We start from the raw sequence: 12,008 nt of genomic DNA on the forward strand, positions 1-12,008 counted from the left end.
GGGCGTACATTTTCTGGCGCCAGAATCGCAGCTCTGCCAAGGCTAGCTGCGAACGCGGCCGCTGCAACCGTCCGAAAGAGTGATTCGTCGGGCTGAACGCTTAGGCGTGCGCGGCCTGGCGCAGGCGTTCACGGTCAAGAATCTCGATTCCGCCGTAGCTCAGGCGCACGATGCCCTGGGCTTCCAGGTCCTTGAGGATCTGGTTGGTGGTCTGCCGCGACAGCGACAGCATGGCTGCCAGCTGGTCCTGGGGCAGGTGCAGTTCGCGCTTGGCGGTGGCCGACTCGCCGTAGCCCTCGGCGATCATCAGCAGGCGCCGCGCCAGGCGCGGCGCGGCCGGCAGCAGCGACAGCTCCTCCAGCACGGCGAAGGTGATGCGCAGCTTGTGGCTCATCAGCAGGGCGAAGTCGCGCCAGTATTCCGGGTGCTGCGCGAGCAGGGCCTGCATGGGCGGCTGGGGCAGCTGCAGCAGCACCGTGGCGCCCTCGGCGTAGGCGTCGTGGGTGCGCGGCTGACCGTCGAACAGGCAGATCTCGCCGAACCAGTTGGGCGCCTCCACCAGTGCCAGCAGAGCCTCCTTGCCGGATTCGCCGACCACGCTGACGCGCATCGCCCCCTCCACCACGCAGTACAGGCCGCACGGCGCATCGCCACGGGCGAACAGGCGCTGGCCGGCGGGCAGGCGGCGCACCACGGCGGCGTCGCACAGCGCCTGGCGCAGGCCCTCGGGCAGGGTCTGGAACCAGCGGCCTTCTTGCAGGCGGGCGAGGTAGGGCTTGGCGTCGGTCATGGGCAGTCGGTAACGGGTAATGTCGGCTAGCTGACAGAGTGGCAAGGCACGGATTGCCATCATGCCAGTACCTTGCGGGAGAACAACAATGAAAACGCTCGTCGACCACCTTGCCCAATACGCCGCCTACCACCGTGACCGGCGCAACATCGTCAGCCATTTCATCGGTATCCCGATGATCGTGCTGTCCATCGCCACCCTGCTGTCGCGCCCCGGCTTCGAGCTGGCCGGCCTGCTGGTGTCGCCGGCCACCTTGCTGGCGCTGGCCTCGGTAGTCTTCTACCTGCGCCTGGACCTGCGCTTCGGCCTGCTGATGACCGCGCTGCTGGCGTTGTCTCTGTGGCTGGGCGCGGGCTTTGCCGCCGGTAGCACCGCCTACTGGCTCACCTGGGGTATCGGCCTGTTCGTGGTGGGCTGGATCATCCAGTTCGTCGGCCACTTCTACGAAGGGCGCAAGCCGGCGTTCGTCGATGACCTCAGCGGGCTGATCGTCGGCCCGCTGTTCGTCGCCGCCGAAGCGGCCTTCCTGCTCGGCCTGCGCGATGAAGTGCGCCAGGCCGTGGAAGAGCGTGCCGGCCCCACCTGCATCCGCGAGAAGAAGGCGACCGCCTGAGGCTTACTCGCTACCGCTGAGCTGGCGCAGGATGCGCGCGCTGTCGGGGTCGGCCGGGAAGAAGGTTTCCAGGGCCAGCTCCGACAGCGTCACGTCCACCGGCGTGCCGAACACCGTGATGGTGCCGATCAGGCTGCATACGCCCAGCTCTGTCTGCAGTTGCACCGGGATCAGCACCATGTCGCCGTTGGCCGCCTCGTCGTAGGGCGGCGCCGGGTAGGCCGCCACCTCGTCGCGCAGCGCCGCCAGGGCCGGGTCGCCGCTGGCCTCGAAGTCGCGCTGCAGGCGCTCCACCACATGGGCCTTCCACGGCCCCAGGTTGAGGATGCGCGGCGCCAGGCCCTTGGGGTGCAGGCTCATGCGCAGCACGTTGATCGGCGGCTGCAGCAGCTCCGGATCGACGCCGATCAGGAAGATATCCACCGTGCGATTGGACGCCAGCAGGTTCCAGTGGCGGTCCACCACCATTGCCGGATTGGGCTCGTGGGCCTTGAGCAACTGGTCGATGGCCTGCCGGGCGACGGTCAGCGCGGGGTCGTCCAAACCCTTCTCCGAATACACCGGGGCGTAACCGGCGGCGCTGAGCAGGCGGTTACGTTCGCGCAGGGGGATGTCCAGCTGTTCGGCCAGATGCAGGAGCATCTCGCGGCTGGGCAGGGCGCGGCCGGTTTCGACGAAGCTCAGGTGACGCGTGGAAATCTCCGCGTCGCAGGCGAGGTCGAGCTGGCTCAGCCGGCGGCGCTGGCGCCACTGGCGAATCAGCGCGCCGACCGGTTGGGCTGGGTTTTTCTGGGCCGGGTTGTTCATGACTGGACGGATCATGGCTGGGCTGTTCATGGTTTCGAACGATAGACCTCCGGCCAGGTAACGGCCATTACCTGACAGGTAATCGACGCACCTACGTCTCGGGCAGATTCTTCAGCCACACGCCGCCAATCGGTGGCGACCTCTGAAGGAGCTTCGCCATGACTCTGCTGCAATCCTCCCCGCTGCTTCGCCTGACCCTGAAAGTCGATGCCATCGCCGGTGGCGCCATGGGCCTGCTGATGGCCCTGGCCGCGCAACCGCTGGGCGAGCTGCTGGGACTGCCTTTCGTCCTGCTGCTGGTGGCCGGCATCGTGTTGTTGCCGCTGGCGCTGGTGCTCTACTGGATGAGCAACCAGGAAGTGCTGTCGCGTACCGGCGTGTGGGCGGTGATCGCCTTGAATGCGTTATGGGTGGTGGAAAGCGCCGCCCTGCTGGCGACCGGCTACGTGCAGCCGACCGCCCTGGGCTACGCCTTCGTCATCGGCCAGGCGCTGGTGGTCCTGCTGCTGGCCGAACTGGAGTTCTTCGGCCTGCGTCGCTCGGCGGTACTGGCGCTGTAACCGTCTTGCGGTGCTGTAGCCGGATGCCGATCGCGGACGGAGTCCGCTCCTACGACACCTGATACGGCGTAGGAGCGGACTCCGTCCGCGATGTCTTCACCCTCGTTGAGGATGTGCCGGTGCTGCGATGTTCGCGAGCAAGCTCGCTCCTACGAAGAGCGCACCGATTCTGACCTGTAGGAGCGAGCTTGCTCGCGAACCGCCTTACGCCGATCCGTAGGGCAGGACCGTAGGGTGGGTGGAGCGCAGCGATACCCATGCGGTCGGTGCACGGAATTGATGGGTATCGCTGCGCTCCACACCATCCTACGTCGATGCTCGCCGGCGACTCTGCGGGATGCGAATCGCTTTACGCCAGGGCCTCGCGGACAAAGTCCAGGCGATCCTGGCCGAAGAACATCTCGTTGCCGACGAACATCGTCGGCGCGCCGAACATCCCGCGTTTGATCGCCGCCTCGGTGTTGGCCTTCAGCGCGTCCTTCACTTCCTGCTCGGCGGTCAGCGCCAGCAGCGCCTGCGGATCGAAGCCCGCCTCGGCCAGCAACGGGCCGACCACCGCCGGGTCGCCCAGGTTCAGCCCCCGTTCCCACATGCCCTTGAACAGGCAATCCACCAGCGCCGCGAAGCGTTCCGGCTGGTGCAGCTGCACGCCGGTGGCGGCGCGCATCAGCGTCAGGGTGTTGATCGGGAAGTGCGGGTTCATCTTCAGTGGCGCGCCATAGCGGCGGGCGAAGCGCGCCAGGTCGATCAGCGAATAGCGGCCCTTGGCTGGAACAGTGGCCGGCGAGGAATTGCCGGTGGCCTGGAACACGCCGCCCAGCAGTACCGGGCGATAGACCAGCTCGGCGCCGGCTTCGGCGCAGATCGCCGGCAGCTGGGTATAGGCCAGGTAAGAGGCGGGGCTGCCGAAGTCGAAGTAGAACTCGACGGATTTGCTCATGAGTGGCTCTCTCTTTTTTGTTGGTTCGCAAAATCGGTATACGACCCTGCGAGCTGGAGCCAGGCTGGGCGGAATTCAGCAGGGGCGCGGAGTTTGCTCCGGCAAATGAGCAGCACCAGCTGGATTCCAACGACGCCTGGCCGACGCACAGCGAGTCGTCTGCCGATTTTTTACCAGCGCTCGATCCACGGGCGCAGGTCCAGTTCGAAGGTCCAGGCGTCGCGCGGCTGGCTGTGCAGGTACCAGTAGCTGTCGGCGATGTGCTCGGGGTCGAGGATGCCGTCCTGGTCCTTCTGCGCGTATTTCTGCGGGAAATTCTCGCGGATGAATTCGGTGTCGATGGCGCCGTCCACCACCACATGGCCGACGTGCAGGCCCATCGGTCCCAGCTCGCGGGCCATGCTCTGGGCCAGCGCGCGGATGCCGTGCTTGGCCCCGGCAAAGGCGGCAAAACCCGAGGCGCCGCGCAGGCCGGCGGTGGCGCCGGTGAACAGGATCGTGCCGCGCTGGCGCTTGACCATGCGCCTGGCCACCTCGCGGCCGGTGAGGAAGCCGGAGAAGCAGGCCATTTCCCAGATCTTGAAGTACTTGCGCGCGGTCTCTTCGAGAATGCTGCAGGGCACGTTGGCGCCGATGTTGAAGACGAAGGCCTCGATGGGGCCGATGTCGCGCTCGATGGTTTCCACCAGCTCGATCACTGCCTCTTCCTTGCGCGCATCGGAGGCGAAGCCGTGGGCCTCGCCGCCTTCGGCGCGGATCTGCTCCACCAGCGGCTGCAGCTTGTCCGCCGAGCGCCGGGTGACGCAGGCCACAAAGCCCTCGCGGGCGAAGCGGCGGGCGATGGCACCGCCGGTGGCATCGCCGGCGCCGATGACCAGGACGACTTTCTTGTTCGACATGCTCGTTTCCTCTGTGCTTGGCGCGAAAGTTGGTAAACGGTCGTTAGGTAAACGAACGTTATGTTAATCTTCGACGCATCGTCAACCGTTTCGCCGGAGTCGCCCCGATGCGCTACTCAGCCACCCACAAGGAAGAAACCCGCCAGCGCCTGCTCGACAGCAGCGGCGCGCTCGCCAAGCAGGGCGGTTTCGCCACCAGCGGCGTCGATGCGCTGATGAAGGCGGTCGGGCTGTCGGGCGGGGCGTTCTACAACCACTTCGGTTCGAAGGACGAGCTGTTCGCCGCCATCGTCGAGCGCGAACTGCAGCAGAGCGTCGAGCGCCTCGCGGCCAAGGGCAAGGTGCTCGACCGCGCACGCCTGGAGCGCGGGTTGAAGCGTTACCTGAGCGTCACCCATGTACAGGACGCCGGTGCCGGTTGCGCGATTCCGGCGCTGGGCGCGGAGATCGCCCGCGCCGACGAGTCCGTGCGGCAGAGCGCCGAGGAGGCGCTGGTGGAGTTGCAACAGGCCTGGGCTGAGGCGCTGGGGTCGCAGGAGGACGCCTGGGCGCTGCTGGCGCAGTGCGTCGGCGCGTTGGTGGTGGCGCGCATGGTCGCCAGCGAGAAGACGCAGAAGGCGATCATCGAGTCGAGCCGCAGTTTCCTGTTGCGCCATCTCGACGAGCAGTGAGGCCCGTTGTGGGATTCACTGTCTTTCTCTGTAAATCCGTGCCTGCTGCTCCCCCTCACCCCAGCCCTCTCCCTCAGGGAGAGGGGGCAGTCCGTGCTGGCTGACACTTGGGGTTTCATCCTGTGGCGATCAGTGCCCTTTCGCTTGAGAAGAGATTTAGCGCGTAGGGCGGATAACGCCGTGGGCGTTATGCGCCCTACGGGGTAGGCGCGGGGTTACAGGCCGCGAATCGCCAGGTCCGCCCCGAGCAGCAACAGCCCACCGAAGAAGCAGCGGCGGAATGCCAGCGGGCTGATCCGCGAACGCAGCCAGGTGCCCAGGTACATACCCGCCAGGGCCGGCAGCAGGGCCAGCAGCGACAGGCCGAGCACGTCGGCCTGCAGCAGTGAGCCGTGCTGGCTGAGGGTGATTGCCAGGGCCAGGGTCGAGACGGTGAAGGACAGCCCCAGCGCCTGCACCAGGTCGTCCTTCTCCAGGCCCAGGGCCTGCAGGAAGGGCACGGCGGGAATCACGAAGACGCCGGTCACGGCGGTGACGCCGCCAGTGATCACACCAATCAGCGGCGACAGCCAGCGCTCATGCTTCGGCGCCACGCTGAAGCGCTTGTTCGACAGCCCCAGCAGCGCATAGAGGATCAGCGCCACGCCCAGCAGCGGCGTGGCCGCCGGCCAGTTTTCCCCCGCCAGCAGCCAGCCCACCAGCAATGTGCCGACGACGATGCCGACCAGCATGCCCCACAGCCGTTTGAGCAGCCCGAGGAAGCGCGGTCCGGCGGCGAGCTGCCAGATATTGGTGACGGTGGACGGCACGACGAGGATGGCAGCCGCTTGCATGGGCGGCATCACCAGCCCGAGCAGCCCGACGGCGACCGTGGGCAGGCCGAGCCCGACCACGCCCTTGACCAGGCCGGCGAGGAGGAAGGTGAGGACGATCAGTTCGAGGTGTTGCGGGAGGGCGTCGAACATGGCCGGGCCTTGTTGAAAGCAGGGTCGGCAGGATACGAGGGTTTGGCCGTCAGGGGAAAGCGCGGTCCCTCTCCCTAACCCTCTCCCTGAAGGGAGAGGGGACTGTCCGGCGTGCACTGAAACTCACGTGCCAGCCGGCTAGCTCTGAAGGGCGGTGATGCAGAGAAGCACGCCCTCTCCCTTCAGGGAGAGGGCTGGGGAGAGGGTGATACCCCCACGCGCAGGAGCATGAAGCGGAAGACCGCCCGATCAGATATTCGCCACCGGCTGATAAGCCTTCGGCTTGAAGTACAGCGTCTCGCCACGGGCCAGACCGGTAAGGCTGTCGTGGTCCTTCACCACCTCGGCCTCGATCAGCTCGTCCTGCCCGTCGACCTTGAGGGTCACTCGGGTGATCGCGCCCAGCGGGCGGATGTCGCGGACTTCGGCGGCGCGATGCTCGGCCACTTCGGAGCGCGACAGCGAGATTTCGTGGGGACGGAACAGCACGTGCTCGTCACCGCCCAGGTGCAGGCGGTTGGAGTCGCCGAGGAAGTGGTAGACGAAGTCGCTGGCCGGGTTCTCGTAGACTTCGCCCGGCGAGCCGATCTGCTCGATCACGCCCTTGTTCATCACCACGATGCGGTCGGCGACTTCCATCGCTTCTTCCTGGTCGTGGGTGACGAACACGGAGGTCAGGTTGATCTCCTCGTGCAGGCGCGCCAGCCAGCGGCGCAGCTCCTTGCGCACCTTGGCGTCGAGGGCGCCGAAGGGTTCGTCGAGCAGCAGGATCTTCGGTTCCACCGCCAGCGCGCGGGCCAGGGCGATACGCTGGCGCTGGCCGCCGGAGAGCTGCTCCGGGTAGCGGTCCGACAGCCAGTCCAGCTGCACCATGTTGAGCAGCTCGTGGACCTTTTCGGCGATGCGCGACTCGCTCGGGCGTTCCTTCTTCGGTTTCATGCGCAGGCCGAAGGCGACGTTGTCGAATACCGTCATGTGGCGGAACAGCGCGTAGTGCTGGAACACGAAGCCGACGTTGCGATCGCGCACGTCGTGCTGCGAGACGTCCTCGCCGTGGAACACGATGTTGCCCACGTCCGGGGTTTCCAGGCCGGCGATGATGCGCAGCAGGGTGGTCTTGCCGCAGCCGGACGGGCCGAGCAGGGCGACCAGTTCTCCGCTGTGGATATCCAGGTTGATGTCGTTCAGCGCCTTGAAGGCGTTGAAGTTCTTGCTGACGTTACGGATCTCGATGCTCATGGCGTGGCTCTCACTTATTCATCGTCAGCTTTGACTTTGGTGCGGGACAGGCGCGACTCGCTCCACTGCTTGAGCAGCAGGATGACCAGGGCCATCAGCAGCAACAGGGTGGCGACGCTGAAAGCGGCGACGTGGTTGTATTCGTTGTAGAGGATTTCGACGTGCAGCGGCAGGGTGTTGGTGACGCCGCGGATGTGCCCGGAGACCACCGATACCGCGCCGAACTCGCCCATGGCCCGCGCGGTGCAGAGCACCACGCCGTAGATCAGGCCCCATTTGATGTTCGGCAGGGTCACGTGCCAGAACATTTGCCAGCCGTTGGCGCCGAGCAGGCGCGCGGCCTCTTCCTCCTGGGTGCCCTGTTCCTGCATCAGCGGGATCAGTTCGCGGGCGACGAAGGGGAAGGTCACGAAGATGGTCGCCAGGACGATGCCGGGCACGGCGAAGACGATCTGGATGTCGTGGTCGCTCAGCCACTCGCCGAAGTAACCCTGGGCGCCGAACAGCAGCACGTAGATCAGGCCGGCGATCACCGGCGAGACCGAGAACGGCAGGTCGATCAGGGTCACCAGGATGCTCTTGCCGGGGAACTCGAACTTGGTCACGCACCAGGCAGCGGCCACGCCGAACACCAGGTTCAGCGGCACCGAGATGCCCACAGCGATCAGCGTCAGCTTCAGCGCGGCGAGGGCATCGGGCTCGATGATGGCGTCGAAGAAGGTGCCCAGGCCCTGCTTCAGTGCCTCGCTCAACACCACGAACAGCGGCAGCAGCAGGAACAGCGCGAAGGCCAGCCAGGCCAGCGCGATCAGGGCGCGGCGACCCCAGACATTACCCCGGCGAGCAGCGTTGGCAGCGGCCGCGGCGGAAAGGCTTGCGGTACTCATGGCGCGCTCCTCAGGGGGGTTCGATGCGGCGTTGCAGCAGGTTGATCAGCAGCAGCAGGACGAAGGCGACGACCAGCATCAGCACGCCGATGGCGGTGGCGCCGGTGTAGTCGTACTGGTCCAGCTTGACCATGATCAGCAGCGGCAGGATTTCGGTCTTCATCGGCATGTTGCCGGCAATGAAGATCACCGAGCCGTACTCGCCGACGCCACGGGCGAAGGCCAGGGCGAAACCGGTCAGCCAGGCCGGCAGCAGCGCCGGCAGCAGCACGTGGCGGAACACCTGCAACGGCTTGGCGCCCAGGCAGGCGGCGGCCTCTTCCACTTCACGCGGGATGTCCGCCAGCACCGGCTGCACCGTGCGCACCACGAAGGGCAGGACCACGAAGGTCAGCGCCAGGGTGATGCCCAGCGGGGAGTAGGCGATCTTGAAGCCCAGCTCGGTGGCGAAGCGGCCGACCATGCCGTTGGGCGCATACAGCGCGGTGAGCGCGATGCCGGCCACGGCGGTGGGGAGGGCGAAGGGCAGGTCGATCATCGCGTCGATGATCTTGCGTCCCGGGAAGCGGTAGCGCACCAGCACCCAGGCCAGCAGCGTGCCGATCACGCCGTTGATCACGGCGGCGATCAAGGCGGTGCCGAAGCTCAGCTTGAGCGCGGCGATGACCCGCGGGGCGGTGATGATGGTCCAGAACTGATCCCAGGTGAGTTCAGTGGTCTTGAGGAACAAGGCCCCCAGCGGAATCAGCACCAACAGGCTGAGATACACCAGGGTGTAGCCCAGAGTCAGCCCGAAGCCGGGTATGACCGGGGAGATGCGTCGCGACATTGAAACCTCTCGGTTAGCTGAAAGCTGCAAGCCACAAGCGCCAAGCGGGCTTGTGGCTCATCGCTTGGCGCTTGTGGCTGCGCGGTTTACTGCGCTTGGTAGATCTTGTCGAAGATGCCGCCGTCGTTGAAGAACTTGGGCTGGGCGAGGCTGCTGGCGTGGTGCGGCTGCTGGCTTTCGAGGACCACGGCGAACTCGTCGCCGCCCAGCCGGGCCAGGGAGCAGCGCTCGTCCAGGCAGTCTTCCAGGCGCTCGGCGACGGCGCGGATCAGCAGGTCGCCGATGCTGTGGCCGAGGCTGTCGTTGATGTGCTTGAAGTGGTCCAGGTCGATGCTCAGCAACGCGCCGCCGCCCTGTTCACGTTCGGCGCGGGTCAGCGCCTGCTCGATGCGTTCGCGCAGCAGCAGGCGGTTGGGCAGGCCGGTGAGCGGGTCGTGGTGGGCGAGGAAATCCAGCTCGTGCTGCGAGCGCTTCAGGCTGCTGAGGTCGGAGAACACCGCCACGTAATGGGTCAGCTCGCCTTCTTCGTTGCGTACGGCGCGGATGTGCTGCCACTGCGGGTACACCTCGCCGCTCTTGCGGCGGTTCCAGATCTCGCCGCTCCACACCCCGTCGCTGAGCAGGGCGCTCCACATGCGCTGGTAGAAGGCGGCGTCCTGGCGGCCGGACTTGAGCAGCGACGGCTCGCCGCCGAGCACATCCGCGGCGCTGTAACCGGTGATGCGCGAGAAGGACGGGTTGGTATGCACGATGATGCCGCTGGCGTCGGTCACCAGCAGGCCTTCCTGGGTCGCCTCGAACACGGCGGCGGCCTGGCGCAGGTGGTCTTCGTTGCTGCGCTGGCGGGTGATGTCGCGGTTGACCCCGGTCAGGCGCAGTGGCTGGCCATCGTCCGCTCGGGTCAGGCGGCCGCTGCTGCGTACCCAGCGATAGCCGCCGTCACCGTGGCGGATGCGGTAGACGCACTCCAGACGTGGGCTCAGGCCCTGGATGCAGTCCTGGTGCTGGGCCAGGGTGCGCGCGCGGTCGTCCGGGTGCAGGCGGTTCTCCCAGAGCAGCAGGTCGTCGCTCAGGTGCTCCAGCGGCAGGCCGATCAGGTTGGCGTAGCCGGGGGAGTAGTAGACGCGATGGGTCTGCAGGTCCCAGTCCCAGATGCCGTCCTCGACCACCTCGAAGACCCGGCTCAGGCGCTGCTCGTTGTCGGCCAGCGCCTCGTAGGCGGCGAGCTGGCGACGGAAGTGCCGCCAGAGCAAAAAGAACAGCAGCAGCGAGGTAACGGCCAGGAAGCCGAACCTCTTCAGCTCCAGCGCGCGCGTCAGCGAAGCGGGTTCGAGCAGGACATTTTGTAACCATTGGTCACTCAGCCAGACCCAGAGGGTGGCGACGACCAGGTACAGAAGACTGATGCGCAGGGCGCTGAGGCGTGGATTCATGCGACGGCGGGTTGGATTTATTGGCTGAGCAGTATAAATGATGGCCACTTGGCCGCGTTCGTATCTAAAAGACCGGATGGTAATCCGGACCCGCTTGGTGATAATGCGGCTGTCTTTTCCCGGTACAGCTCGCCCAGCAGGGCGTAGCCCTACCCCCTTCCGAGGTACAGTATCGCCTATGTGGTACAACGGTTTCCTTGACCTGTCGCCGTGGCAACTGGTGGCGGTCACCCTGGTCATGACGCATATCACCATCGTCGGTGTCACCGTCTATCTGCACCGCTATTCGGCGCACCGGGCACTCGACCTGCATCCGGCGCTGAAGCATTTCTTCCGCTTCTGGCTGTGGCTGACCACCGCCATGAACACCCGCGAATGGACCGCCATCCACCGCAAGCACCACGCCAAGTGCGAAACCGCCGATGACCCGCACAGCCCGGTATACAAGGGCCTGGGCACCGTCCTGCGGCGCGGCGCGGAGCTCTATCGCGCCGAGGCGGAGAACGAAGACACCCTGCGCATCTACGGCAAGAACTGCCCGGAAGACTGGATCGAGCGCAACGTCTATTCGCGCTTCCCCATCGGCGGTGTAGTGCTGATGGCGATCATCGACCTCGCCCTGTTCGGCGTGCTCGGCATGACCGTCTGGGCCGTGCAGATGATGTGGATTCCCGTGTGGGCCGCCGGCGTGATCAACGGCCTGGGCCATGCCATCGGCTACCGCAACTTCGAGTGCCGCGACGCCGCGACCAATCTCGTGCCCTGGGGCATCCTGATCGGCGGTGAAGAGCTGCACAACAACCACCACACCTACCCGAACTCGGCGAAGCTGTCGGTGAAGAAGTGGGAGTTCGACCTGGGCTGGGCCTGGATCAAGGTGTTCAGCTTCCTGCGCCTGGCCAAGGTCGCCCGCGTGGCGCCCATCGCCCACCGCGTGGAAGGCAAGGGCAGCCTGGACATGGACACCGCCATGGCCATCCTCAACAACCGCTTCCAGATCATGGCCCAGTACCGCAAGCTGGTGATCGGCCCGCTGGTGAAACAGGAGCTGGCCAAGGCCGACGAGTCGGTACGCCACCTGTTCCGCCGCGCCAAGCGCCTGCTTTCGCGTGAGACCAGCCTGCTGGAGGATCGCCACCACGCGCGCATCCAGGACCTGCTCGCGCAGAGCCAGTCCCTGCAGGTGATCTACGAGAAGCGCCTGGCCCTGCAGCAGATCTGGGTGAAGACCAGCGCCAACGGCCACGACATGCTCGCCGCGATCAAGCAGTGGGTACACGAGGCGGAGGCCAGCGGCATCCAGTCGCTGCGCGAATTCGCCGAGCAGCTGAAGACCTATTCCCTGCGTCCTGCCGTCTGATTGACGGAAGCGTCC

12 protein-coding genes and 1 pseudogene are annotated in these 12,008 nt (G+C 66.1%); 4 read left to right on the forward strand and 9 right to left on the reverse strand.

All coding sequences use genetic code 11. From position 1 onward, the window contains the following. Nucleotides 1–100: 100 nt before the first annotated feature. Nucleotides 101–790 carry a Crp/Fnr family transcriptional regulator gene (locus HNP46_RS08330; protein WP_184587654.1) on the reverse strand — a complete coding sequence of 230 codons (690 nt, stop codon included), beginning with the start codon at nucleotides 788–790 and terminating at the stop codon, nucleotides 101–103. An 88-nt stretch (nucleotides 791–878) separates the two neighbouring features. On the opposite strand from HNP46_RS08330, the gene HNP46_RS08335 reads away from it, so the two are divergent. After that, nucleotides 879–1,403, forward strand: coding sequence for a DUF962 domain-containing protein (locus HNP46_RS08335; protein ID WP_184587656.1), 525 nt, complete (start codon nucleotides 879–881; stop codon nucleotides 1,401–1,403). Between the two features lie 3 nt (nucleotides 1,404–1,406). Here HNP46_RS08335 and HNP46_RS08340 read toward each other — a convergent pair whose 3' ends face one another. Then, nucleotides 1,407–2,210, reverse strand: coding sequence for a helix-turn-helix domain-containing protein (locus HNP46_RS08340; RefSeq protein ID WP_184588147.1), 804 nt, complete (start codon nucleotides 2,208–2,210; stop codon nucleotides 1,407–1,409). Between the two features lie 158 nt (nucleotides 2,211–2,368). Here HNP46_RS08340 and HNP46_RS08345 point away from each other — a divergent pair, with 158 nt between their 5' ends. Continuing rightward, nucleotides 2,369–2,770, forward strand: a complete 402-nt coding sequence (locus tag HNP46_RS08345; protein ID WP_184587658.1) for a hypothetical protein — start codon at nucleotides 2,369–2,371, stop codon at nucleotides 2,768–2,770. Between the two features lie 349 nt (nucleotides 2,771–3,119). Here HNP46_RS08345 and HNP46_RS08350 read toward each other — a convergent pair whose 3' ends face one another. Together HNP46_RS08350 and HNP46_RS08355 are read right to left on the reverse strand one after the other, a co-directional pair. After that, nucleotides 3,120–3,710 (reverse strand): 2-hydroxychromene-2-carboxylate isomerase, encoded by a 591-nt coding sequence (locus HNP46_RS08350; protein WP_184587660.1) that lies wholly within the window; start codon nucleotides 3,708–3,710, stop codon nucleotides 3,120–3,122. A gap of 170 nt (nucleotides 3,711–3,880) precedes the next feature. Then, the gene (locus HNP46_RS08355) at nucleotides 3,881–4,609 is read right to left on the reverse strand and encodes an SDR family oxidoreductase (RefSeq protein ID WP_184587662.1); all 729 of its coding nucleotides are present in this window, start codon (nucleotides 4,607–4,609) and stop codon (nucleotides 3,881–3,883) included. Nucleotides 4,610–4,716: 107 nt separating this feature from the next. On the opposite strand from HNP46_RS08355, the gene HNP46_RS08360 reads away from it, so the two are divergent. Next, a complete protein-coding gene (locus tag HNP46_RS08360; protein ID WP_184587664.1) occupies nucleotides 4,717–5,280 on the forward strand; it encodes a TetR/AcrR family transcriptional regulator in 564 nt (187 codons plus the stop codon). A gap of 215 nt (nucleotides 5,281–5,495) precedes the next feature. Here HNP46_RS08360 and HNP46_RS08365 read toward each other — a convergent pair whose 3' ends face one another. From HNP46_RS08365 to HNP46_RS08385, 5 genes and pseudogenes are all read right to left on the reverse strand, one after another. Next, the gene (locus tag HNP46_RS08365) at nucleotides 5,496–6,245 is read right to left on the reverse strand and encodes a sulfite exporter TauE/SafE family protein (protein ID WP_184587666.1); all 750 of its coding nucleotides are present in this window, start codon (nucleotides 6,243–6,245) and stop codon (nucleotides 5,496–5,498) included. Nucleotides 6,246–6,494: 249 nt separating this feature from the next. Further along, on the reverse strand, nucleotides 6,495–7,484 hold the full coding sequence (locus HNP46_RS08370) for a sulfate/molybdate ABC transporter ATP-binding protein (protein ID WP_184587668.1): 990 nt from the start codon (nucleotides 7,482–7,484) through the stop codon (nucleotides 6,495–6,497). Between the two features lie 14 nt (nucleotides 7,485–7,498). Next, nucleotides 7,499–8,371 carry a sulfate ABC transporter permease subunit CysW gene (gene cysW, locus HNP46_RS08375; protein ID WP_184587670.1) on the reverse strand — a complete coding sequence of 291 codons (873 nt, stop codon included), beginning with the start codon at nucleotides 8,369–8,371 and terminating at the stop codon, nucleotides 7,499–7,501. A 10-nt stretch (nucleotides 8,372–8,381) separates the two neighbouring features. Beyond that, entirely contained in the window at nucleotides 8,382–9,200 is an 819-nt protein-coding gene (gene cysT, locus HNP46_RS08380) for a sulfate ABC transporter permease subunit CysT (RefSeq protein ID WP_184587672.1), read from the reverse strand. 140 nt (nucleotides 9,201–9,340) lie between these two features. Further along, nucleotides 9,341–10,633: pseudogene (locus tag HNP46_RS08385) on the reverse strand (diguanylate cyclase domain-containing protein); the annotation flags it as partial. Nucleotides 10,634–10,811: 178 nt separating this feature from the next. Between HNP46_RS08385 and desA the strand changes: the two are divergent. Then, nucleotides 10,812–11,993: a delta-9 fatty acid desaturase DesA gene (gene desA, locus HNP46_RS08390; protein WP_184587674.1), complete on the forward strand. Its 1,182-nt coding sequence runs from the start codon at nucleotides 10,812–10,814 to the stop codon at nucleotides 11,991–11,993. Nucleotides 11,994–12,008 lie beyond the last annotated feature (15 nt).

It is taken from the genome of Pseudomonas nitroreducens (assembly GCF_014204515.1).
Classification (GTDB): domain Bacteria; phylum Pseudomonadota; class Gammaproteobacteria; order Pseudomonadales; family Pseudomonadaceae; genus Pseudomonas; species Pseudomonas nitritireducens_A.

What these genes read in the sequence shown, in the direction of transcription:
- HNP46_RS08330 (WP_184587654.1), bottom strand. Translation starts at nt 790, where the DNA reads ATGACCGACGCCAAGCCCTACCTCGCCCGCCTGCAAGAAGGCCGCTGG.
- HNP46_RS08335 (WP_184587656.1), top strand. Translation starts at nt 879, where the DNA reads ATGAAAACGCTCGTCGACCACCTTGCCCAATACGCCGCCTACCACCGT.
- HNP46_RS08340 (WP_184588147.1), bottom strand. Translation starts at nt 2,210, where the DNA reads ATGAACAACCCGGCCCAGAAAAACCCAGCCCAACCGGTCGGCGCGCTG.
- HNP46_RS08345 (WP_184587658.1), top strand. Translation starts at nt 2,369, where the DNA reads ATGACTCTGCTGCAATCCTCCCCGCTGCTTCGCCTGACCCTGAAAGTC.
- HNP46_RS08350 (WP_184587660.1), bottom strand. Translation starts at nt 3,710, where the DNA reads ATGAGCAAATCCGTCGAGTTCTACTTCGACTTCGGCAGCCCCGCCTCT.
- HNP46_RS08355 (WP_184587662.1), bottom strand. Translation starts at nt 4,609, where the DNA reads ATGTCGAACAAGAAAGTCGTCCTGGTCATCGGCGCCGGCGATGCCACC.
- HNP46_RS08360 (WP_184587664.1), top strand. Translation starts at nt 4,717, where the DNA reads ATGCGCTACTCAGCCACCCACAAGGAAGAAACCCGCCAGCGCCTGCTC.
- HNP46_RS08365 (WP_184587666.1), bottom strand. Translation starts at nt 6,245, where the DNA reads ATGTTCGACGCCCTCCCGCAACACCTCGAACTGATCGTCCTCACCTTC.
- HNP46_RS08370 (WP_184587668.1), bottom strand. Translation starts at nt 7,484, where the DNA reads ATGAGCATCGAGATCCGTAACGTCAGCAAGAACTTCAACGCCTTCAAG.
- cysW (WP_184587670.1), bottom strand. Translation starts at nt 8,371, where the DNA reads ATGAGTACCGCAAGCCTTTCCGCCGCGGCCGCTGCCAACGCTGCTCGC.
- cysT (WP_184587672.1), bottom strand. Translation starts at nt 9,200, where the DNA reads ATGTCGCGACGCATCTCCCCGGTCATACCCGGCTTCGGGCTGACTCTG.
- desA (WP_184587674.1), top strand. Translation starts at nt 10,812, where the DNA reads ATGTGGTACAACGGTTTCCTTGACCTGTCGCCGTGGCAACTGGTGGCG.